This window comes from Streptomyces sp. NPDC007025 (assembly GCF_042869455.1).
Taxonomy (GTDB): domain Bacteria; phylum Actinomycetota; class Actinomycetes; order Streptomycetales; family Streptomycetaceae; genus Streptomyces.
The window spans coordinates 1-20,530 of record NZ_JBIAFT010000007.1 but is presented as its reverse complement, the minus strand read 5'-3'; the positions used below and the strand labels follow the sequence as shown (position 1 = coordinate 20,530).

The window sequence follows — 20,530 nt, the reverse complement described above, 5'->3', positions numbered from 1 at the left end:
GGCGGCTCCGCACGAACGGCGACAGCACGTGGCGGCGGGCACCCCGAGGGGTGCCCGCCGCCACGCGTGTCCGGACCATGCCTGCCCGTGAGCAGGAACGTGTCAGGTCAGTGCGAGCCGCCGACCGGCAGGGCGCTGCCCAGCGGCAGCCCGCCGATCATGCCGCCGCCGGGTGCGGAGCTCTTGCCCTCGACGGACTTCTGCGCCTGGCCGGCCACCTTCTCGGTGGCGTCCAGCGGGGTGCCGGTGAGCGCGCCGGACAGCGCCTCCTGGGCGACACCGACCGGCTGCGAGAGCCCGCCCGGAAGGCCCTGGGTGGCCTCCTCGAGGGGGAGGCTCCCGAGGGTCTGCCCCGCGGTCTGGGCGAGCGGGCCCAGGGCCCGGCCACCGGCACCCACCGCGTCGGTGCCGACCACGTCGGTGGGGGCACCGAGACCTTCGACGGGGAGCGCGGAGGCGGCACCGGCGCCCGCCACGACGACCGCCGCGCTCATCGCGGCGACACCCAGGGTCTTCTTGGCTACCTGCTTCATCAGTTTCTACGTCCTCGGAATGGGGGCTTGAGCAACCCGGAAAAGGGCTTGAGCAGCCCGGCGAACGTAGCCAGGAATTCCGAGGGGCCGCAAACACCCCGGTGCTGCCGTAAGTCGCCGCCACGCGGCGCTTTCCGGCTCCGCGCGGCACCGGCCCAGCCGCCCCGCACGGAGGGTGCGGCGACGGCTGAACCGCTGGTCACAGGGGGTCAGCGGGGTGCGTCCTGGAAGAGCCACTCGGACTTCAGCGCGGCGTAACCGGGCTTGACCACATCGTTGATCATGGCGAGACGTTCATCGAAAGGAATGAACGCCGACTTCAACGCATTGACCGTGAACCACTGCATGTCGTCCAGCGTGTAGTCGAACGTCGAAACGAGGTGCTCGAATTCGCGGCTCATGCTCGTGCCGCTCATGAGCCGGTTGTCCGTGTTCACCGTCGCACGGAAGTGCAGCCGCCGGAGCAGTCCGATGGGGTGCTCCGCGTAGGACGGAGCGGCTCCGGTCTGCAGGTTGGAGGAGGGGCACAGCTCCAGCGGGATGCGCTTGTCGCGCACGTAGGCGGCGAGACGGCCGAGCTTCACCGATCCGTCCGCGGCGACCTGGATGTCGTCGATGATCCGCACGCCGTGGCCCAGCCGGTCGGCGCCGCACCACTGCAGGGCCTGCCAGATGGAGGGAAGCCCGAACGCCTCACCCGCGTGGATGGTGAAGTGGTTGTTCTCGCGCTTGAGGTACTCGAACGCGTCCAGGTGGCGGGTCGGCGGGTGGCCCGCCTCGGCGCCCGCGATGTCGAATCCGACCACGCCGGGGCCGCTCAGGTCGCGGTAGCGGTTGGCCAGCTCGGCGATCTCCAGGGCGCGGGCGGCGTGCCGCATGGCCGTCAGCAGCGCGCCGACCCGGATCCGGTTGCCCGCTGCGCGGGCGCGGCGCTCCCCCTCGCGGAACCCCTCGTCCACGGCCTCGACGACCTGTTCGAGGGTGAGCCCGCCGAGCAGGTGCTGCTCGGGTGCGTACCGGACCTCGGCGTAGACCACGCCGTCGGCGGCCAGGTCCTCGGCGCATTCGGCGGCGACCCGGAAGAGCGCGTCGCGGGTCTGCATGACGCCCACCGTGTGGGTGAACGTCTCCAGATAGCGCTCCAGTGAGCCGGAGTCGGCGGACTCGCGGAACCAGACCTCCAGTTCGTCCGCGTCGGTCGCCGGGAGCGCGTCGTATCCGGTCTCGCGGGCCAGCTCGACGATCGTCGCGGGGCGCAGCCCGCCGTCGAGGTGATCGTGGAGCAGGACCTTGGGTGCCCGGTGGATCTGCTCCTTGGTGGGGACGGTGCTCGAAGATTCGCTTACCATCACGGCACTGTAGCTCCTACGCGCGTAGATCGCATGTGCTTTCCCAACTGCCTTACGTACGCGTGCGGCCGTGCCATTGTTGCGCCATGGCTCAGCGAGCTTCGCCCGAGAGGGACTCACGACTGGGAAGGCCCCGCGGGGCCGTGGGAAGGGCCCCGCACGCCGCCGTCCTCGTCCTGCCGGGCGGCGGATCCTCCGGGGGCGCCCGCGGCGGAAGCGTGCTGGCGGCGGCCTCCGCGCTGCCGCTGGCGCGTCGGCTGGGGCGCGCGACCTCGGACGACGACCCCGTGGTCACCCACCTGGTGCACTACCGCAACGGACGCCGGAACCGCCCCGGAGCGGACGCCGCACGCCGCACGGCGGACTGCGCGGCCGACGCGGAGGACGCGGTCGCCGAGGTGGTGCGGCGGTACGGCGACATCCCGGTGTGCCTCGTCGGCACCGATGTCGGCGCCCTGGCCGCACTGCGCGCCGCGGGGCACGAGGCGGTCGCCTCCGCCGTCGCCCTGGGGCCGCTGCTGCGGGCGGACCCGGACGAGCACCGGAGCGGGAGCGGGCCGGCGGAAGGAGGCGGGCCCGCCGAGGGGAGCGGGGGCGGGGACGGCGAGGAGCCCGTGCAGCAGTTGCGCGGGCGTGACGTGCTGATCGTGCACGGGACGAACGACACCCGCTGCGACCCCGAACTGTCCTTCCGGCTCGCGGAGCGTGCGAAGAAGCTCAACGCCCGGGTGTGCCGCTTCGAGGTGCACACCGACGGACACGGCCTGCGCGGCTACGCCGCCGAGGTCGCGGCGCTGACCGAGGACTTCGCGCTCGGCACGCTCTGCGGCCGCGACCTGTGCCGCCCGCTCACCGACGCGCTGGCCGCGCCGCCGCCGCTGGGGCTGCGGATGCCTCTCGCGAGCGGTTTCGGGAAGAACCTGCGCTAGCCGCAGCACCGCTGGACCTGCCACCGCGCCTTCCGCGGCGGCACCGGGCCCGTGCCCCGGGCCAGGGCCCAAGGCCCGGGGCACAGGGCACAGGGGCCCGCTCCGGCACGGCTCCGCGGGGACGGCAGCCCACCGGCGACAGCACGGGCGCGAGCGGCGGACCGGCGCGCGGCGGCGGCCGGAAGCGGACCCCTCAGGTGCGTACCGCCGTGTGCACGGTGGTCGCCGTCAGGAAGAAGACGTCGGGGCGGCGCAGGAGGCCCTCAGCGGAGCCGTCGTCGAGCAGGGTGTCGAGGGTGGCCAGGTCCTCGGCGGAGAGGTCGTCCGCCAGGCTCTGGCGGAGACGCTCGACGCGGGCGCGCACATGGGCGCGGGCGACGGGGTCCAGCGGGGCCGGGAGGTCGGTGAGGAAGGTGCGGCTGCCGGTGGGTGCGAGTCCGGCGGCGACCAGCAGCGCGGGCCAGTCCTCCACGGCGTGGGTGTGGTCGGGCAGTTCGGCGCGCATCGCGCTGAACCCGTCCTCTTCGGCGGCGTCCAGGCGCGCCTGCAGGCCGGGGCGCCCGAGACCGATGTCGCGGGGCAGGAACCGGGTGGGCAGCCCGCCCTCGCGCACCGCCAGCACCCCGCCGGGGCGCAGCACCGCGGCGAAGGCCTCCAGCGCGGCGCGCTGGTCCCCCAGGTGGTGGACGACGTTGCTGGTCCAGACGAGTTCGGCGGTCCCCAGGTCCGGCAGCGCGGCGGGGAGTTCGGCCGCGCGGGTGGTGATGCGGTCGGCCAGGCCCTCCCGTTCGGAGCGGGCACGGGCCCGCTCCAGCAGCACGGGTGAGCCGTCGACCGCGACGGTCTCGGCACCGGGGAAGGCGTGCGCGAGTGCGACGGTGGTGACCCCGGGGCCGCTGCCCAGGTCGAGGACGCGGGTGACGTCGAGCGGCCCGAGCAGGTCGTGCAGCCAGGCCGCGGCCTCCTCCAGGACCGGCACCTTCAGCTCCGCCTCCCGTTCGAGATGCACGGCCAGCGCGTCCCAGTCGGGCTCGGTCCCGGTGGGTCCGGTGTGCTGGGGGCGGTGCGGGTGGGGGGTCATGGGCGCTCCTCGGGGGCGGGGGGTGCGGACCGGTCGGGGACGGGGTGGGGCGACGGGGCGCGCAGGAGCCGTCCCCTGCGGCCGAGCAGGAACTTCTTGAAGGCGGCGACCGGCGGCGGGTCGGGGCGCCCCGCGAGCCAGGCGAGCCCGATCTCGCGGACGGCGCGCGGCGCGGTCACCGTCAGCTCGCGCACGCCGGGCCGCGGGAAGACCGGCGGCGGCAGCAGCGCGACGCCGAGCCCGGCGGCGACCAGCCCGCGGATCGTCTCGGCCTCCTCGCCCTCGAAGGCGATCCGCGGGGTGAACCCGGCTTCGGCGCACAGCGTGTCGAGGATGCGCCGCATCCCGTAGCCGGGCTCCAGGGTGACGAAGGACTCCTCGGCGGCCTCGGCGAGCCGTACCCGCCTGCGCGCGGCGAGCCGGTGGTCGTCCGGTACGACCAGCCGCAGCCGCTGCTCGTCCAGCCGCCGGGCCACCAGGTCCGGCGCCTCCGGCATGGGCGAGGTGAGGCACAGGTCGAGTTCACCCGCGCGGAGCCGCTCGAGCATGGCCTCGCCGTAGTTCTGCACCAGCGCGAAGCGGACCCGCGGATGGTCGGCGCGGAAGGCACGCAGCAGTTCGGGGACCGTCTCCCAGCCGAGGGTGTGCAGGAAGCCGAAGGCGACCTTGCCGGTGGCGGGGTCGGCGTCGGACCGCACGTCCTCGGCGGCCTGTTCGACGGCGGCCAGGGCGCGTTCCGCGGAGGCCCGGAAGGTGCGGCCGGCCGGGGTGAGGGAGAGCGTACGGCCGTGCCGGGCGAACAGGGCGACTCCCAGGTCCTCCTCCAGCCGGGCCAGGGCGCGGCTGAGGGAGGACTGCGGGATGCCCAGCTCCTGCGCGGCACGGGTGACGTGTTCGTGCCGGGCCACCGCGGCGAACTGCGCCAACCGCGGGGTGAGGGAGAGCGCCGAGGGCGGAGCGGCCTGGCGCGGCGCCGTGGCCGAGGGGTCATTCTTGTTGCGCGGCGGTGACACAGGGCGCTCCCGCTGTCGGCTGGCTGCGATGATGCGTGAGGGGATCGATTGTCGCACTTTCATGCATTGGACGGATGAAAGGCCGGGTCGTACGTTCGGGGCATGCCTGCTCTCGATACCGAGGCGTCCTCCGGTCCGGTGGACGCCTCCCCCGCCGGTCCCGCCTCCCCTGTCACGGACGCCTCCCCCGCCATTGCCGTCGCCGCTCCAGCCGCTCCCGATGCTTCAGCCGCTCCCGATGCCGCTCCCCCCGAGCACTCCGACGCGTCCAAGCTGAGCCCCGGCGACCCCGGGCACGGGCGGATGCGGCTGGCGCTCTTCGCCGCCGGACTGTCCACCTTCGCGCTGCTCTACTCCACCCAGGCGCTCCTCCCCGAGATCTCGCAGGCGCTGCACGCCGCCCCCGAGCAGGCGAGCTGGACGGTCTCCGGTGCGACCGTCGGGCTCGCCGTCGCGGTGCTGCCGCTGGCGGCGCTCTCCGAGCGGTTCGGACGCCGCCGGATGCTGACCGCCTCCCTGGCGGTGGCGGTCGCCCTCGCCCTGGTCATCCCCTTCGCGCCCAGCCTGCCGGTGCTGATCGCGCTGCGGACGCTCCAGGGCGCAGCCGTCGCCGGGGTGCCCGCCTCGGCCATGGCGTTCCTGTCCGACGAGGTGCGGGCGCGGCATCTGGTGGGCGCCGTCGGGCTGTTCGTCGCGGGCAACAGCGTCGGGGGGATGAGCGGGCGGATCCTCACCGGATGGGTCACCGAGGCGTGGGGCTGGCGCGCCGGGCTGGGCGCCGTCGCCGTCACCTCGCTGCTGTGCGCGGTCGCCTTCCGGCTCCTCGTCCCGCCCGCCCGGCACTTCACCCCCGCTCCGCTGCACCCGCGCCGGGTCGCCGCGACCGTGCGCACGCACCTGGGCAACCCGCTGCTGCTGCGGCTGTACGCCATCGGACTGCTGTTCATGGTGGTCTTCGGCGCGGTCTACACCGTCATCGGCTACCGGCTGGTGGCCGAACCGTTCGGGCTCTCGCAGGGCCTGGTCGGCTCCGTCTTCGCCATCTACCTGGTGGGCACGGCCGCCTCCGCCACCGCCGGGCGGCTCAATGCGCGACTCGGCCGGCGCGGCACCCTCTACCTGGGCATCGGCACCGCGTCCGCGGGGCTGCTGATCAGCCTCGCGGACAGCGTCGCGGCCGTCGTGGCAGGGCTCGTGCTGATCACCGCCGGGTTCTTCGCCGGGCACGCGGTGGCCTCCGGCTCGGTCAGCCGTACCGCGGCACACGGGGCCGCCCAGGCGTCCGCGCTGTACCAGATGAGCTACTACGTGGGCAGTTCCCTGGGCGGCGCACTGGGCGCCGTCGCCTTCGCCGCGGCCGGCTGGGCCGCCACGGTCGCGCTGGCGCTGGGCGCCATGGTCCTCGCGGCCGGCATCACCCTGTACGCGAGCCGCCGCGCGGCGGTTCCGGCCCGCGCCTGACCCGGTTCCGCCGTGCGCCGTACCGGTCCCGGGCGGCGCGCGGCGGAGAACAGCGGGGCGCGCGGCAGAAGACGGCGCAGTGCGCGGCGGAGGGCGCGGCGCGCGGCGGAGGGCGCGGCAAGTCGCCGAAGTGCGCCGGAGGAACGTCACCCGAACGGCCCTGCCCGTGCGCCGCCGCATCATGTTCGAAACATCTGTCCCCGAAAGGTGCCCTCTCCCCCGTCCGTCTCGTTGTGCTCCCAGACGTGAGGCTGCGATCGGGAGTTGGTACGGATGGCCAGGTTCGACATCGGTGAGGGTCTGCCGTTGACGGCGGCGCAGTCGGGGATGTGGTTCACCCAGCAGCTCGCGCCGGACAGCCCCTGCCTCCGGCCCGCCGAGGTGATCGAGATCCGGGGCGCCGTCGACGAGGAACTGCTGGAGCGTGCCCTGCGCCGCACCGTCGCGGAGACGGAGGCGCTGCGCGTCCGGTTCGTCCCCGAGGGCCCCGAAGGGGACGGCGGTGTCCGGCAGCTCGTCGAGCCCTGCGCGGACTGGCCGCTGCACCGCCTCGATCTGCGGCACGAGGCCGACCCCTGGGCCACGGCACACTCCTGGATGCGGGCGGACCTGGAGTCGCCGCTGGACATGCGCGGCGCCGGACTGTTCTCGTTCGGACTGCTGCGCACCGGCGACGCCCGCTACCTCCTCTACATCAGCAGCCACCACATCCTGATGGACGGCTACGCCACCAGCCTGTTCCTGCCGCGCGTCGCCGAGGTCTACACCGCGCTGGAGGCCGGTGCCCCCGTACCGCCCACCCGGCTGGCGCCGCTGCGGCAGGCGCTGGAGGAAGAAGCCGCCTACGCGGGCTCCGAGCGGATGCGGCGGGACCGCGACTACTGGTCCGGCGAACTGGAGCGGTGCGCCGCGGTCACCCACCAGGCGCCGGGCCGGCTGCCCAGGCCGGCGCCCTCCTTCGTACGGGAGACCGGCCATCTGGACCCGGAGACGGCCGGAAAGCTGCGCGCGCTGGCCCGCAGCGCCCGCACCGGGCTCGCGACCGTGGCCATGGCGGCGCTGGCCCTCTACGTCCAGCGGCTCGCTGACGACCAGCGGGAGGACGCGGTCGTGGACGTGACCGTCGCGGCGCGCGGCCCGGCCAGCCGCGACGTCCCCTGCATGGTCGCCAACGTGCTGCCGCTGCGCGTCCCGCAGCCGTCCAGCGGAACCGTCGGCGAACTGCTGCGCAAGACCGCCGCACAGGCCAAGACGCTGCTGCGGCACCAGCGCTACTCGTACGTCCACCTGGTACGCGGCCCGCACGCGCGGCGGCCGACGGCCGGAAGGATGGAGGACTGGGGCATCAACGTCATGCTGCACGACCCGCAGATCAGCTTCGGCCGCCACCCCGCCACGCTGCACAACCTCTCCAACGGCCCGGTCACCGGCATGGCCGTCAACGTCTACGACCGCCCCTCGGACGGCTCCCTGCGCATCGACTTCCAGTCCGATCCGGAGATCTACCCGGCCGAGCGGATCGCCGCACACCACCGCCGCTTCCTCGCGCTGCTGCACACCCTCACCGACGCCACCGAGGCGACACCGCTGGCCGACATCGAACTGCTGACGCCGCAGGAGCGGACGCGCGTCCTGGAGTGGGGCCGCGGGCCCGAGGCCGATTTCGGCCAAGAGCTGCTGCACACCGCTTTCGAGGAGCGGGTGCGCGAGGAACCCGCGGCGACCGCGCTGGTGTGCGGCACGGGCACCGCCGCCGTCGCCCTCTCCCGCGCCGAACTCAACGCGCGCGCCAACCGGCTCGCCCACCTGCTGCTCGCCCGCGGCGCGGGCCCCGGCAGCACCGTCGCGCTCGTACTGCCCCGCACCGCCGACTACGCCGTCGCACTGCTGGCCGTCCTCAAGTCCGGCTCCGCCTGCCTGACGCTGGACGCCGACCACCCGGTGGCCCGCACCCGGCAGATGCTCGCCGACGCCGCGCCCGTGTGCGTGCTGGCGGCCGGGGAACCACCCTGCGCCGACTCCCGTCCGCCGCACACGCTCCTCGACCTCGGCGCGGCGGCGACCGTACGGGCCCTGGAGCAGCAGCCGGCCACCGACCCCGGCGACCGCGACCGGCCCCGCGCGTTGCGGACGGACGACGTGGCCTACCTCGCCTTCACCAGCGGCACGACCGGCCGCCCCAAGGGCGTACAGGTCGAGCACCGGCAGCTGGCCAACCTGTACCACGACCACCGCACCGCCCTCCTGCCCCCCGCGGCGCCCGCGCCCGCGCCCGGTTCCTCGCCCGCGCCCTCGTCCCCCGCGCCCTCGTCCCCGCCCTCGTCCTCGTCCGGACCCGGGCGCCGGCTGCGGGCCGCGCAGACCGCCTCGTTCTGCTTCGACGCCTCCTGGGAGGGGTGGCTGTGCCTGGCGGCCGGATACCGGCTCCACCTGATCGAGGACGCCGTACGCCACGACCCGGACGCGCTCGCCGCGCTGATCCGGGAACAGCGCATCGACCTGCTCGCCCTCACCCCCACCCATGTGCGCGCACTGCTCGCCGCCGGGCTCCTGGACTCCGCCGGGCACCGCCCGTCGGCGCTGATCGTCGGCGGTGAGGCGCTGGACCCCACACTGTGGCAGCGCTTGCGCGCGCTTCCGGACACGTCCGTGTACAACTGCTACGGCCCGGCCGAGTGCACGGTCGACGCCGTCTGGTGCCGTCTGGACGAGCAGGGCCCGCACCCGGTCATCGGACGCCCCGGCCACAACATGCGCGCCTACGTCCTCGACCGGCACGGACACCTGGCCCCACCCGGCGTCGTCGGCGAACTCCACCTCGGCGGCGCCCAGGTGTCCCGCGGCTACCTGGGCGCGTCCGGTCCGACGGCGGAGCGGTTCGGCCCGGACCCGCACGGCCCGCCGGGCGCCCGCCGGTACCGCACCGGAGACCTCGTGCGCTGGACGGAGGACGGCGTACTGGAGTACCTCGGCCGCTCCGACACCCAACTGAAGGTGCACGGCGTACGCATCGAACCCCAGGAGGTCGAGACGGTACTGGCCCGGCACCCGCACATCGCCCACGTCGCCGTCGCCGCACAGCCGGCCGCCGAGGGCGCGGCGACCGGCACCGTGCGGCTGGCCGCACACGTGGTGCCCGCACCTCGGACGGGTCAGCAGCACCCGGATCAGGCCCCGGCCCTCGATCCGGTCGAGCTGCGCGCCTGGGCCGCCGCCCGGCTGCCGTCCGCCATGGTGCCCGCCGCCTTCTATACCCACGAGGCGCTGCCCATGACCCCTCAGGGCAAGCTGGACCGCACCGCGCTGCACACCGCCGCGGCCCCGCTCCTCCCCGCCGCCCGCGCACCCCGCGAGCGGCAGGCCACCGACCGGGAGCGAGCCCTGTGCGCCCTGTTCGCCGAGGTCCTCGAACTGCCGCCGAGGAGCCCCGAGGACCTGCCCCGCGTCGGCCCCGACGACGACTTCTTCGCCCTGGGCGGCCACTCCCTCTCCGGCACCCGCCTGCTGGGCCGCGTCCACGCCGAACTGGGCGCGGAACTCTCCCTCGGCGCCCTCTACGAGTCCCCCACCCCGGGCCAACTGGCCAAACGGCTGGACGCCTCCGCCCACCCGCACCCGTCCGGGGAAGGGACCGACAGCGCCGACAGCGCGCCGGACGCCTACGAGATGCTGCTGCCGCTGCGCACCCACGGCACGGAGGCGCCGCTGTTCTGCGTCCACCCGGCGGGCGGACTGGGCTGGTGCTACGCCACACTGCCCCCGCACCTGCCGCCGTCCGTCCCCGTCTACGCGTTGCAGGCGCAGGGCCTGCGCGCCGGGGACGAGTCGGCCGCCACCTTCCCCGACCTGATCTCCGCCTACACCGCCCGCGTCCGCTCCGTCCAAGCCAGCGGCCCCTACCGGCTGCTGGGCTGGTCACTGGGCGGCGCACTGGCACACGCCGTCGCCGCCCGGCTCCAGGACGAGGGCGAACACGTCGACGTCCTCGCCCTGCTGGACGCGGCACCGCTCGACCGCACCCCGCGCCTGGACCCGGACGCCGGCCCGGCCGTGGTGCGGCGCCTGATCACCGAGGCCATGGGCCACGACCTGCCCGACGACACCCGGCTGACGGCCGTCACCCGCATGCTGGCGCACTATGCCTCGCTCCGCCCGACCTGGACCCCGGCCGTCCACCGGGGCGACGCCCACTACTTCCGCGCCACCGGCACCGCCCCGGACCTGGCACCCGCCCCCGACGCCTGGCACCCCCACCTGACCGGCACCCTCACCGTCCACGACCTCCCCTGCACCCACAGCGCCATGGGCCAACCGGAAGCCATGGCCGAGGTGGGCCGCCTGCTGAGTCCGCTGCTGGCTCGGCCGGAGTAGCGGCCCCCGGGCGGGCGGAGGATCCCCGCACCGCCTGCAACCGGGCGCGCCGGTCAGGCGTGCCCGGGGGCGTCCACCTCGGCCCAGACGGTCTTGCCCGGACCCGGCCGCGCGCTCACGTCCCACCGGGAGGCCAGCGCGTCGACGAGCAGCAGGCCGCGCCCCCAGTCCTGGTGCGTGGAGGGCGCCAGCGTTACGGGCAGTCCGGGGTAGGTGTCGGAGACCTCGGCCCGTACCCGCCCGTTCTCCCGGTCGCGGAGGAGCCGCAGTTCGAAGTCACGGCCCGGAACGCGGCCGTGCAGCACCGCGTTGGAGCTGAGCTCCGCGACGATCAGCGTCACCGCCTCGGAGAGCGGGGCGCCGTACGGCACGCCCCACACATCGAGCTGCCACGCGGCCAGCCGGCGCGCGAGCCGCGCACCGCGCCGGGTCGCGGAGAACCGCTGTACGAACACATCGGTGGTGAGGGGCGCTTCGGCCCGGGGAACGTGCATGATCCTCAGCGTTCCGGGACGCCCTGGTCACTGACAGATACGGCACCGGTACAGATCCCGCTGCACTGGTTCACACACTGGACTGGGCCCGCCACCGTCCGTGACCCTGAACAGGTTGAGCGGGGAAGGCACACGGCACGGAAGGCACGCGACGATGACGTCGGACCAGGACGCGACCGCACCCAGCGAACCCGAAGTCTCGGACGGACTCAAGACCTTCGGCTCGGTACTGAAGGCCCTGCGCGACGAGGCGGATCTCACCCAGGAGGAGTTCGCCCCACGCATCCGCTACTCGACCCACTACGTCGCCAAGATCGAACAGGGCAAGCGGTTCCCTCCGGGCGACCTGCCGTAACGGTCCGAACCGGTACTGGGCCCCCTCGCGGCCAAGGTCCTCAAAGCCGCCGCCAAGAGCCTGCGGCGCAAGGCCGGACTGGCCTCCTGGTTCCAGCAGTGGGCGGGCATCGAAGAGGAAGCGATCACCCTGTACGCCTACGAGTGCCGGGCGATCCCGGGGCTGTTGCAGCCGGAGGCGTACATCAGGGGCCTGTCCGAACGCAGGCTGCCGCCCCTCACCCCGGAGCAGATCGACTGGCAGGTGGCTGCCCGGCTGGAACGCCAGAACCTTCTGGTCGAGCGCCCCAACACCGCCTTCAGCTTCATCATCGAGCAGTACCTTCTCGAACGCGATCTGGGCGGCCCCGAGGTGACCCGCGCGGTGATCGACCACCTGCTGGAGATGGGAAGCCGGATCAATGTAGAGATCCAACTCATGCCGGTTCACCAGCCCGAGCACGTAGGTGCTGACGGCCAGATGTACCTGGCAGAAACACAGACCAACGAGTGGGTCGGGTACGTGGAGGGACACGAGAGCAGCGCTCTCCTCACCGACCCGAAAGCTGTCAGTGCAATGCTCCAGCGCTATGGCAAGATGCGCTCACAGGCCCTGAGCCACGAAGCCTCGGTGAGCCTGCTGAAGCAGATGCGAGGAGCGCTATGAGCACCGAACTGGACTGGCACAAGAGCAGCTACAGCGGCAGTAGTGGCGACAACTGCGTCGAGGTCGCTGTCGGGTCGGAGACGGTCCACGTCCGCGACTCGAAGGACACCGGGATCCGCCCCCTCGCCGTCTCGCCCAGCGCATGGGCAGCCTTCACCACGCAGACGGCGACCACCACCCTGTGAGCTGACCACTCAGCCGTCGGCGGGGCGGAGCACCACCCGTCCGCCCCGCCACCCAGCGGTTACTCGTCGCCCGGTACCAGTTCGTCCTGCTCGGCGACGGCCTTCTTGCCCGGTTGAGCGGCCGAACAGCGCCTTCGGCTTCGTTGTCGACCAATGCCTTCTGGACCAATGCTTGGGCGGCACGGATGCCACCCGCAGCCCCTCGATCGCATCCTGGAGATGGGAAGCCGGACGAACGCGGAGATGAGGAGCGCTATGAGCACGGCCGATGACCTGTCCTGGTTCAAGAGCAGCTACAGCGACGACAGCGGCGGCAACTGCGTCGAGGTCGCTGTCGAGTCGGAGACGGTCCACGTCCGCGACTCGAAGGACACCGGGATCCGCCCCCTCGCCGTCTCGCCCACCGCATGGGCAGCCTTCACCGCACAGACGGCAACCACCGCCCTGTGAGCTGACCACTCAGCCACCGGCGGGGCGGAGCACCACCCGTCCGCCCCGCCACCGAGCGGCCACTCGCAGCCGGTACCAGTTCGCCCTGCTCGCCGGGGTCTTCATGCTCGGCTGAGCGGCCCGCCGCCCGCGCCCTTTCTTGGACCGGCCGCAACGCCATCAACTGGACTTCTGCGCACCCGTGCTGACGCAGCAACGCTTGAGGACAGCTCACTGCCGGACAGTTCATCCTGCCTCCGCACCGCCGGCACCGCCCGGGAACTGGCACCCGCCCCCGACGCCTGGCCCCCCATCTGACCGGCACCCTCACCGTCCACGACCTCCCCTGCATCCACGGCACCATGGGCCAACCGGAAGCCAGCCCAAGCAGGCAAGCTGCTGACCCCGCCGGAGTAGCGGCCCCCGCGCCCGCGGTGAATCGCCACCCCGCCTGCAGCACGGATGTGCGAACATATCTCCCGGTGTCCGTACGGTGACGCTGCGGAGGGGGAGAATCCGCAGCAGCGCGGCGAGGGCGGTCAGGGTCCCTCGCCCTCTTGTCTCCGCCCGGCTCCTCGTGCCGGAGACGGCCGAGCGGGGGAGCAGCGTCTCGGAGACGGCCGAACTCGCGGGCGGCGGGGGAAGGAAACGGGTATGTCGGGGGACGACAAGCCGCAACACGGGCCGGGCGGCCCGAAACCGGGTGACGGCTACGCATTGGAGATCTCCTCAGTCCGCAAGGTCATGGAGCCGCTGCAGGAGTCCGTCCTCGCCGCCCACCGGATCAAGGACGACTGGAAGCCGATGGCTGCCGACATCCACCTCGCGGCCACCATCGAGATCGAGAAGCCCGCCAAGGAAGTGCTCTCCGAGTGGGGCTTCGGCATGGGCCGTCTCGCCGAGCACACGGAAGACATCCTCAAGACGCTGCAACAGGTCATCTCCGCCTACATCATGGCCGACCTGCTGCGAGTGAAGGACTTCTCCCCGACGGAAGACAACATGGCGAAACTTCCGACGGGCGACCACGGACTGCGGGCGTGGAATAACAAGGACCGGGGTGATTTCGACCCGGCACCGAAGAGCCTCCAGGAGCAGTGGGAGGACGAGCCGCAGATGCCCTCGAAGCCCCGGGTCAAGGACGGCGAAGGTACCGGGAAGGGGTGGCTCGTCGACGGCGGGGGCCCCAAGGAGGAGGGGAAACCCAAGATCGCATGACCTCGAAGGACGCGACAGAGGGCAGTTCACCGGGCAGCCCCACCGAGCGCATACCGCCGCACGCCAAGCCCGACGACGTCATACCCGGCGATCCGGACAAGGTCGATGATCTGGTCGTCAAGCTGCGTGCCTACGCGGGTGCGTTCAAGGACGGCAACGACAAACTGGCAGTCCTCTCCCGGATGGCATGGACCGGCGCGGCCTCCGAGAGTTTCACCGACGCCATCGAGGTCCTGCCGAAGGAACTGAAAAGGGCGCGCAAGCACTTCCTCTCGGCTGCTCACGCCCTCGATGCCTACGCGGACAAACTCCGCTCCGTCCATAAGCGGGTCAAGCCGATCATCACGGACGCGGACGCTGCTCGGGCGGCCTCGAAGAAGTACGTCACGCAGTCCCACGAGTACGACGCAGCCGTGGCCCGCAAGGACGAGGACCTGCCGGACAAGCCACCGGACGAAGACCCCGGCGTCTCCGCGCTCAGTGACTGCTACCGCCGTCTGGACATCCTGGAAAAGGAGCTTCAGGGCGTCGTCGACGTCTCGAAGCGAAAGCTGGAGCAGGCAGCGGAAAAGGCCCCTGACCCGCCCAAGGGCATGGCAGGCGTCCATGAACGGGGCCAGGACTTCCTCAGCGGTGCGGCCGAGAGCATCCGCGGCATGTACAAGCAAGGCGAGTACTTCTTCGAGGACGGCTACGGCGGCGCGTCCATGCAGCTCGCCGGCATGGCGGACGGCACGGTCTACGCGGCGCAGCATCCCAAGGAGTTCGCCAAGGCGGTCGTCAACTGGGAGGAGTGGCAGCGCAACCCCTCCCGTGCGGCGGGACAGCTCACCCCGGACCTGCTGATGGCACTGGCGACCGGCGGGGTCGGCAGTGCTCTGCGCAAGGGAGGTTCCGCAGCCAAAGATGCCGCGAAACGGCTGGCCAGCCGGGAGCGGGCGCTGCGCCGCGACGGCAGCGCGCGGGACCGGGCGGACGGGCCGGACCAGAGCGACGTGGGCAACGGCGAGCGGACCGGCGAGAGCGATCCGGTCGATGTGGTGAGCGGTGAGATGTTCACCTCCACGACGGATGTTGCTCTGCCCGGGGATCTGCCGTTGTTGTTGGAGCGGCATTATGTGTCGGGGCATCCGTGCGGGGGCTGGTTCGGGCCGACGTGGGCGGGGACGCTGGATCAGCGGGTGGAGCTGGACGAGCGGGGGACCGTCTTCGTCGCGGACGACGGGATGGTGCTCAGCTATCCGGTGCCCGAGGCGGAAGTACCGGCACTGCCGGTCAGCGGGCCCCGGTGGCCGCTGTGCTGGGACGGCAAGCCGGACGGCACGATGACGATCACCGCACCCGAACGCAACCGCACCCTGCACTTCGCCCCGCTGCCCGCCGGCGGACGCGAACTGGCGCTGCGCGCGATCAGCGACCGGGCGGGCAACCGCATCGACATCACCTACGACCAGACCGGCGCACCGCAGCGGGTGACCCACTCGGGCGGCTACCGGATCGCGGTGGACACCGATCCTGACCTGATGCGGATCACCGCGCTGCGCATGCTGCACCAATCCGACGAGGAGCGCAGCACCCGCCTGGTCTCCTACCGCTACGACCCGGCCGGGAACCTCGCCGAGATCCTCAACTCCACCGGGCAGCCGCTGCGCTACCGCTACGACGAGGCCCACCGCATCACCTCGTGGACGGACCGCAACGGCACCGCCTTCGGCTACGTCTACGACCACCGCGGCCGCGTCCTGCGCACCATCGGACCCGACGGCACCTTCTCGGGCCGCTTCCACTACGACCAGGCGGCCCGCACCACCCGCTACACCGACTCCCAGGGCCACCAGTCCCTCTACGTCCACAACGAGGCCCACCGCATCGTCGCCGAGACCGACACCCTCGGCCACACCACCCGCACCGAATGGGACGCGGCCAACCGCCACCCGGTGGCCGTCACCGACCCGCTGGGCCGCACCACCCGCTACACCTACGACGAGGCCGGCAACCTCACCCGCATCCAGCGCCCCGACGGCAGCACCACCACCGCCCTCTACGACGACGACTGCCTCCCGCTGGAGATCCGCGACCCCAACGGCGGCCTGTGGCGGCACACCTACGACGACCAGGGCAACCGCACCTCCACCACCGACCCGGCCGGCACCACCACCCGCTACACCTACAACCAGACCGGACACCTCACCTCCGTCACCGACCCCCTCGGCCACACCACCACCGTCACCCCCAACCCGGCCGGCCTCCCCACCGCCCTCACCGACCCCCTCGGCAACACCACCCACATCCACCGCGGCCCCCACGGCCGCATCACCACCCTCACCGACCCACTGGGCCACACCACCCGCCACGGCTGGACCATCGAAGGCAAACCCGCCTGGCGGCAGGACCCGGACGGCAATATCGAGAAGTGGGACTGGGACGGGGAAGGGAATCTCGTCTCCCACACCGACGCCGCAGGCCACACCACCGCATACACCCACACCCACTTCGACCTGCCCGTCACCCGCACCGACCCGGACGGCGCGAAGTACGCCTTCGCGTACGACACCGAGCTGCGTCTGGTGGAGGTCACCAATCCCCAGGGCAGGACGTGGCGCTACGAGTACGACCCGGTGGGCCGTCTCGTCGCGGAGACCGACTTCAACGGGGCGACACAGACGTACGAACTGGACGCGGCAGGCGGCCTCCTCGCGCAGACGAACGCGATGGGCGAGCGGCTGGCCTATGTGCGGGACCAGCTCGGACGCCCCGTCGAACAGGCCGACGAGACGACCGGCGAGGTGACGACGTACGCGTACGACACGGCAGGTGCGCTCGTTCGCACAGCGAACGCTGCGGCGGAGGTGACGCTGGAGCGGGACGCACTCGGCCGCGTCCTGTCGGAGACCGTCAACGGCCGCACGGTCTCGTACGCGTACGACGCGGCAGGCCGCCGCACCCGTCGCACGACGCCGGCCGGGCACACTTCCACCTGGACGTACGACGCGGCGGACCGCCCGCTGTCCCTCACGACCGATGGTGGCTCACTGTCCTTCACCCACGACGCGGCGGGCCGCGAAACACACCGCCAATTGACGGACACCGTGGCACTGTCCCAGTGCTGGGACGCGACCGGCGCCCTCACTCGCCAAACGGTGGAGGCGGCACACGGAGAACTCCTCCAGCACCGCACCTACGCCTACCGCCCCGACGGCTACGTCACCGAGATCCGCGAACTGACGTCCGGCACCCGTCGCTTCGACCTCGACAAGATGGGCCGCGTAACGGGTGTCCAAGCGCACGGCTGGACAGAGAAGTACGCCTACGACACGGCAGGCAACCAGTCCCACGCGGAGGCCCCCGCCCACCCCTCCTCAGGCAAACGCAGCCACGACGGCACGCTGATCCGCCGTGCGGGTCGCACCACCTACGACCACGACGCCGCGGGCCGCCTCATCCGCAAGACCCGCAAACTCCTCAACGGCCAGACCCGCACCTGGACCTACACCTGGAACGCCGAGGACCGCCTCATATCGGCGACCAATCCCAGCGGGGAGGAGTGGCACTACTCCTACGACCCGCTGGGCCGCCGCCTCACCAAAACCGGACCCGAAGAACGCTCCACCACCTTCACCTGGGACGGCACCCGGGTGGCGGAGCAGACAACCGAGGACGGCGCGACCACGACCTGGGACTACGAACCGGGCACCCACCGCCCCCTGGCCCAGACCACCCGCGACCCCCTCGTGCAGGACCCCACATTCCATGCGATCGTCACGGACGTGGTGGGCACGCCGACCGAACTCCTCACCCCCGAGGGCAGCCTGGCATGGCAGTCCCGCACCACCCTCTGGGGCACCGCTCTGCCCACCCCATCGGGAGCCGCGAACTGCCCCCTACGCTTCCCCGGCCAATACGCCGACCCCGAAACCGGCCTCAGCTACAACTACTTCCGCTACTACGACCCCGAGACGGCGCGGTACCTGACACCTGACCCACTCGGTCTCGTTCCAGCACCCAACCCGACCACGTATGTCAAGAACGCTCTTTCTGAAATTGACCCTCTCGGGTTGGCCGGTTGCGGGATCGACTTGTCCAAGGCGACTCCGCACAGCGGAAGATTCCCGAAGACAGCAAATCCCGACGAGATCTTGGTGCGGCGAAAGGACGACGGAACCGTGACAGCGTATGCTGTCTATGACGCTGAGGGGAAAACCTTGAAACGCGTGGACGTAGACCCAGACTCGAAGCCGCACGCAGGAATCCCGGCACCGCATGTCCTCGAGACGGAGAAACACGTAAACCCGAAAACAGGCGAAGAATTCAGGACCTGGAAAAAGATGCCACGCCCCGCCCGTCCCGATGAACTCCCACCTCCATAAGGGAGAGGTAACAGCAAGATCAGATCCATCAAACCGGGAGAATCACGTGGATCAACTGTACGATGATCTCGACTTCTTCGATTACGCTGCATATCGCCTGAATTTGTCAGACTGGGCAGCCGTCGCAAGAGTCTTCCATCCTCGCTTCATCGAAGTCTCTGGGTGCATCATCTGGGAACGTGCGTATGAGGAGCAAAATTTTTCGGACTGGTTTGAAAAACTCAATGGTGACGCCACGGCAGTAGAAAGTACCTTGAATCAGCTAAGACTATGGCAACTTGTCGATAGCGACACGGGCAGTCCAGTCGAGATGGAATCTGAAAAGCAACTCGCACATGAGATTGCTTTCTTCTGGAGAGCAGCTCTGGAGTCAGCCTATCCTGATAGAGATTTTGATGGAGGGGTCGTGGAAACCGATGACGGCCCTGTCATCAGGTTCGTCGTCCGCCGATAGGCCAGCATAGAAACATGGTCAGATAGCCCCAAACCGGATCCTGGCGCACCCTGACCGGCGCGAGACGCTTCGCCCGGATCCGCTCCTACATCTCCACCGTCCGCAAACACGGCATCAACCCCCTCACCGCCCTACGCGACCTCTTCGCCGGACGGCCCTGGACGCTGCCCGCAACCAGCTGAAACTTCTAAACAGTTACGTTCGATCGACGTTGATCACGCATCGCGCTCGGGATCGAAGACCGACCCTGCGGATAAACGCGGGGAGTACTCGATGTCCGGACGGGCCCTCCAGAAACATGCAAGCAGGAACGGCAATCCGAATGGCTGGCCCGTACCCTCGGGCAAGCAGAATCCCGGCGCGTGGAACAATATAGGGCAGGACCTGCTCGACGACATTCTCACCGACCCGAGGTCCGTCGAGACACGAGGACGTGGAAGGATCGGCGGAAAATAGCAAGACGTCGTCGACATTCGCCTACCGGACGGCAGAGGGGCGAGATTCACCCCGGGAGGCGAGTTCTCAGGATTTCTGGACTAACAGGGAAGAACACCTCATGCGAATGGTGAAATTCGACGACACGGCTATTGAAGTCATTAATTTTGATGATGTCACCTCAGGGGAACGGGTGCTGGAATTCCATTATAGAGAACCCTCCACCCCCCGAAACGCATTCGCCGCCATTATCATTCCGGACGAAGGAGACTGGTCACAGGCCCGCCTGAGCATCGACCCCAGCCTGAAAGACATTTCAGCCAACTTGGTGCGCTTCCTGATCAACTTCTCGGAAAAACTCCTAGCGGAGGAGTCACCCTGAGGCGAGAATAGCGGCCAAGCATTCGACTGGCCACACTCAAAGAACGATTACTATCAGCCCTGCCCACGGTTCGCTGACACCATTACGGCGCATCGACGGGTGAGAAAATAATGAACACTGAAACCGTAAGCACTTATCCCGCACAATCCATTGACAGGGTCTACTATATAGGTTCCGGTGCGGACGGGGCCGACGCCCTTGAAGGGATCCGACTGCAGCTCGCAAACGGGATCGACGTCTATCTGAGTTCGGGAACCGACTGGACTTTGGACTGGGATGAACGCGCCGATTCAGAACTTCCCAGTTGGTGTTACCCGGCGAGCAGTTGGGAACTGCGGACGCCGGAAGAGGGCATCCCTTCAGAACTGGGGCACTGCCTGGAAACTGAAGAAATTAGGAATGCCGTAGGGGAGATTTACGGCTTGCTGATCACTTATGCGCACGTCAAGATTAGGGCGACAGCTGGAGAGAATTTCGATGTTGAAATCATCCCATCAGAATCTTGACGTCGCCCCCCTTTTCCAGCTTCGCGCCGGTGACGACACAAAGGATCTCTGAGGCCGTAAGGCGGAAAGGGATCTTCGTCGTGTCGGGGAGCATGGGGATGCTCCGTAGCCCATACTCGGCATTTCGGCGAGTGGACCGTCGATCGAGCCCGGGGAACCGGAAATCTGCAAGGTCAATGGCTTAACAACGCCAAAGCCGTGGAGTTCCTACTGAGGTTGAACTCGTGTTGTCGCCTCCGGTCAGGGGCTGATGGCGAGACCGGTCTCGGCGAGGCAGCCGTCGATGAGCCGGGGTCGGTACTGGATGTGGCGTAAGCCGCGGC

At 70.5% G+C, this 20,530-nt stretch carries 15 protein-coding genes and 1 pseudogene; 11 read left to right on the top strand and 5 right to left on the bottom strand.

Annotation, left to right across the window (positions count from 1 at the left end):
* Window positions 1-107 precede the first annotated feature (107 nt).
* Together ACFYMO_RS15060 and ACFYMO_RS15055 are read right to left on the bottom strand one after the other, a co-directional pair.
* On the bottom strand, window positions 108-533 hold the full coding sequence (locus ACFYMO_RS15060) for a hypothetical protein (RefSeq protein WP_366774857.1): 426 nt from the start codon (window positions 531-533) through the stop codon (window positions 108-110).
* Window positions 534-742: 209 nt separating this feature from the next.
* Window positions 743-1,882, bottom strand: coding sequence for an adenosine deaminase (locus ACFYMO_RS15055; RefSeq protein ID WP_388546636.1), 1,140 nt, complete (start codon window positions 1,880-1,882; stop codon window positions 743-745).
* Between the two features lie 86 nt (window positions 1,883-1,968).
* Here ACFYMO_RS15055 and ACFYMO_RS15050 point away from each other — a divergent pair, with 86 nt between their 5' ends.
* Complete coding sequence (locus ACFYMO_RS15050) at window positions 1,969-2,811, top strand: alpha/beta hydrolase (RefSeq protein WP_366774859.1); 843 nt, start codon at window positions 1,969-1,971, stop codon at window positions 2,809-2,811.
* A gap of 193 nt (window positions 2,812-3,004) precedes the next feature.
* On the opposite strand, the gene ACFYMO_RS15045 is transcribed toward ACFYMO_RS15050, so the two are convergent.
* Window positions 3,005-3,892: a class I SAM-dependent methyltransferase gene (locus ACFYMO_RS15045; protein ID WP_366774860.1), complete on the bottom strand. Its 888-nt coding sequence runs from the start codon at window positions 3,890-3,892 to the stop codon at window positions 3,005-3,007.
* Window positions 3,889-4,905, bottom strand: coding sequence for a LysR family transcriptional regulator (locus tag ACFYMO_RS15040; protein ID WP_388546632.1), 1,017 nt, complete (start codon window positions 4,903-4,905; stop codon window positions 3,889-3,891). Before ACFYMO_RS15040 ends, ACFYMO_RS15045 begins: the two co-directional genes overlap by 4 nt.
* A gap of 102 nt (window positions 4,906-5,007) precedes the next feature.
* On the opposite strand from ACFYMO_RS15040, the gene ACFYMO_RS15035 reads away from it, so the two are divergent.
* A complete protein-coding gene (locus ACFYMO_RS15035) occupies window positions 5,008-6,366 on the top strand; it encodes an MFS transporter (RefSeq protein ID WP_366774861.1) in 1,359 nt (452 codons plus the stop codon).
* Window positions 6,367-6,639: 273 nt separating this feature from the next.
* Window positions 6,640-10,737 (top strand): AMP-binding protein, encoded by a 4,098-nt coding sequence (locus ACFYMO_RS15030; protein ID WP_388546630.1) that lies wholly within the window; start codon window positions 6,640-6,642, stop codon window positions 10,735-10,737.
* Window positions 10,738-10,790: 53 nt separating this feature from the next.
* Here the strand turns inward: ACFYMO_RS15030 and ACFYMO_RS15025 are convergent, their stop codons facing one another.
* Complete coding sequence (locus ACFYMO_RS15025) at window positions 10,791-11,231, bottom strand: ATP-binding protein (RefSeq protein ID WP_388546627.1); 441 nt, start codon at window positions 11,229-11,231, stop codon at window positions 10,791-10,793.
* 154 nt (window positions 11,232-11,385) lie between these two features.
* Between ACFYMO_RS15025 and ACFYMO_RS15020 the strand changes: the two are divergent.
* The 8 genes and pseudogenes from ACFYMO_RS15020 (at window position 11,386) to ACFYMO_RS14985 (ending at window position 20,207) form a co-directional block, all read left to right on the top strand.
* Window positions 11,386-12,231: pseudogene (locus ACFYMO_RS15020) on the top strand (Scr1 family TA system antitoxin-like transcriptional regulator).
* The gene (locus tag ACFYMO_RS15015) at window positions 12,228-12,416 is read left to right on the top strand and encodes a DUF397 domain-containing protein (protein ID WP_388546624.1); all 189 of its coding nucleotides are present in this window, start codon (window positions 12,228-12,230) and stop codon (window positions 12,414-12,416) included. The pseudogene ACFYMO_RS15020 and the gene ACFYMO_RS15015 overlap by 4 nt, the downstream one beginning before the upstream one ends.
* A gap of 255 nt (window positions 12,417-12,671) precedes the next feature.
* Complete coding sequence (locus tag ACFYMO_RS15010) at window positions 12,672-12,866, top strand: DUF397 domain-containing protein (RefSeq protein ID WP_388546622.1); 195 nt, start codon at window positions 12,672-12,674, stop codon at window positions 12,864-12,866.
* A 633-nt stretch (window positions 12,867-13,499) separates the two neighbouring features.
* Window positions 13,500-14,063, top strand: coding sequence for a hypothetical protein (locus ACFYMO_RS15005; protein ID WP_388546619.1), 564 nt, complete (start codon window positions 13,500-13,502; stop codon window positions 14,061-14,063).
* Window positions 14,060-18,430, top strand: coding sequence for a DUF6531 domain-containing protein (locus ACFYMO_RS15000; protein ID WP_388546617.1), 4,371 nt, complete (start codon window positions 14,060-14,062; stop codon window positions 18,428-18,430). The genes ACFYMO_RS15005 and ACFYMO_RS15000 overlap by 4 nt, the downstream gene beginning before the upstream one ends.
* A gap of 46 nt (window positions 18,431-18,476) precedes the next feature.
* The gene (locus tag ACFYMO_RS14995) at window positions 18,477-18,884 is read left to right on the top strand and encodes a hypothetical protein (protein ID WP_388546614.1); all 408 of its coding nucleotides are present in this window, start codon (window positions 18,477-18,479) and stop codon (window positions 18,882-18,884) included.
* A gap of 562 nt (window positions 18,885-19,446) precedes the next feature.
* Window positions 19,447-19,701, top strand: a complete 255-nt coding sequence (locus ACFYMO_RS14990) for a hypothetical protein (protein WP_388546611.1) — start codon at window positions 19,447-19,449, stop codon at window positions 19,699-19,701.
* A 110-nt stretch (window positions 19,702-19,811) separates the two neighbouring features.
* Complete coding sequence (locus ACFYMO_RS14985) at window positions 19,812-20,207, top strand: hypothetical protein (RefSeq protein WP_388546608.1); 396 nt, start codon at window positions 19,812-19,814, stop codon at window positions 20,205-20,207.
* Window positions 20,208-20,530 lie beyond the last annotated feature (323 nt).

Excerpts from the sequence above, each read along its gene's own strand:
- ACFYMO_RS15060 (WP_366774857.1), bottom strand. The coding sequence starts at position 533 with ATGAAGCAGGTAGCCAAGAAGACCCTGGGTGTCGCCGCGATGAGCGCG.
- ACFYMO_RS15055 (WP_388546636.1), bottom strand. The coding sequence starts at position 1,882 with ATGGTAAGCGAATCTTCGAGCACCGTCCCCACCAAGGAGCAGATCCAC.
- ACFYMO_RS15050 (WP_366774859.1), top strand. The coding sequence starts at position 1,969 with ATGGCTCAGCGAGCTTCGCCCGAGAGGGACTCACGACTGGGAAGGCCC.
- ACFYMO_RS15045 (WP_366774860.1), bottom strand. The coding sequence starts at position 3,892 with ATGACCCCCCACCCGCACCGCCCCCAGCACACCGGACCCACCGGGACC.
- ACFYMO_RS15035 (WP_366774861.1), top strand. The coding sequence starts at position 5,008 with ATGCCTGCTCTCGATACCGAGGCGTCCTCCGGTCCGGTGGACGCCTCC.
- ACFYMO_RS15030 (WP_388546630.1), top strand. The coding sequence starts at position 6,640 with ATGGCCAGGTTCGACATCGGTGAGGGTCTGCCGTTGACGGCGGCGCAG.
- ACFYMO_RS15025 (WP_388546627.1), bottom strand. The coding sequence starts at position 11,231 with ATGCACGTTCCCCGGGCCGAAGCGCCCCTCACCACCGATGTGTTCGTA.
- ACFYMO_RS15015 (WP_388546624.1), top strand. The coding sequence starts at position 12,228 with ATGAGCACCGAACTGGACTGGCACAAGAGCAGCTACAGCGGCAGTAGT.
- ACFYMO_RS15010 (WP_388546622.1), top strand. The coding sequence starts at position 12,672 with ATGAGCACGGCCGATGACCTGTCCTGGTTCAAGAGCAGCTACAGCGAC.
- ACFYMO_RS15005 (WP_388546619.1), top strand. The coding sequence starts at position 13,500 with ATGTCGGGGGACGACAAGCCGCAACACGGGCCGGGCGGCCCGAAACCG.
- ACFYMO_RS15000 (WP_388546617.1), top strand. The coding sequence starts at position 14,060 with ATGACCTCGAAGGACGCGACAGAGGGCAGTTCACCGGGCAGCCCCACC.
- ACFYMO_RS14990 (WP_388546611.1), top strand. The coding sequence starts at position 19,447 with ATGGTGAAATTCGACGACACGGCTATTGAAGTCATTAATTTTGATGAT.
- ACFYMO_RS14985 (WP_388546608.1), top strand. The coding sequence starts at position 19,812 with ATGAACACTGAAACCGTAAGCACTTATCCCGCACAATCCATTGACAGG.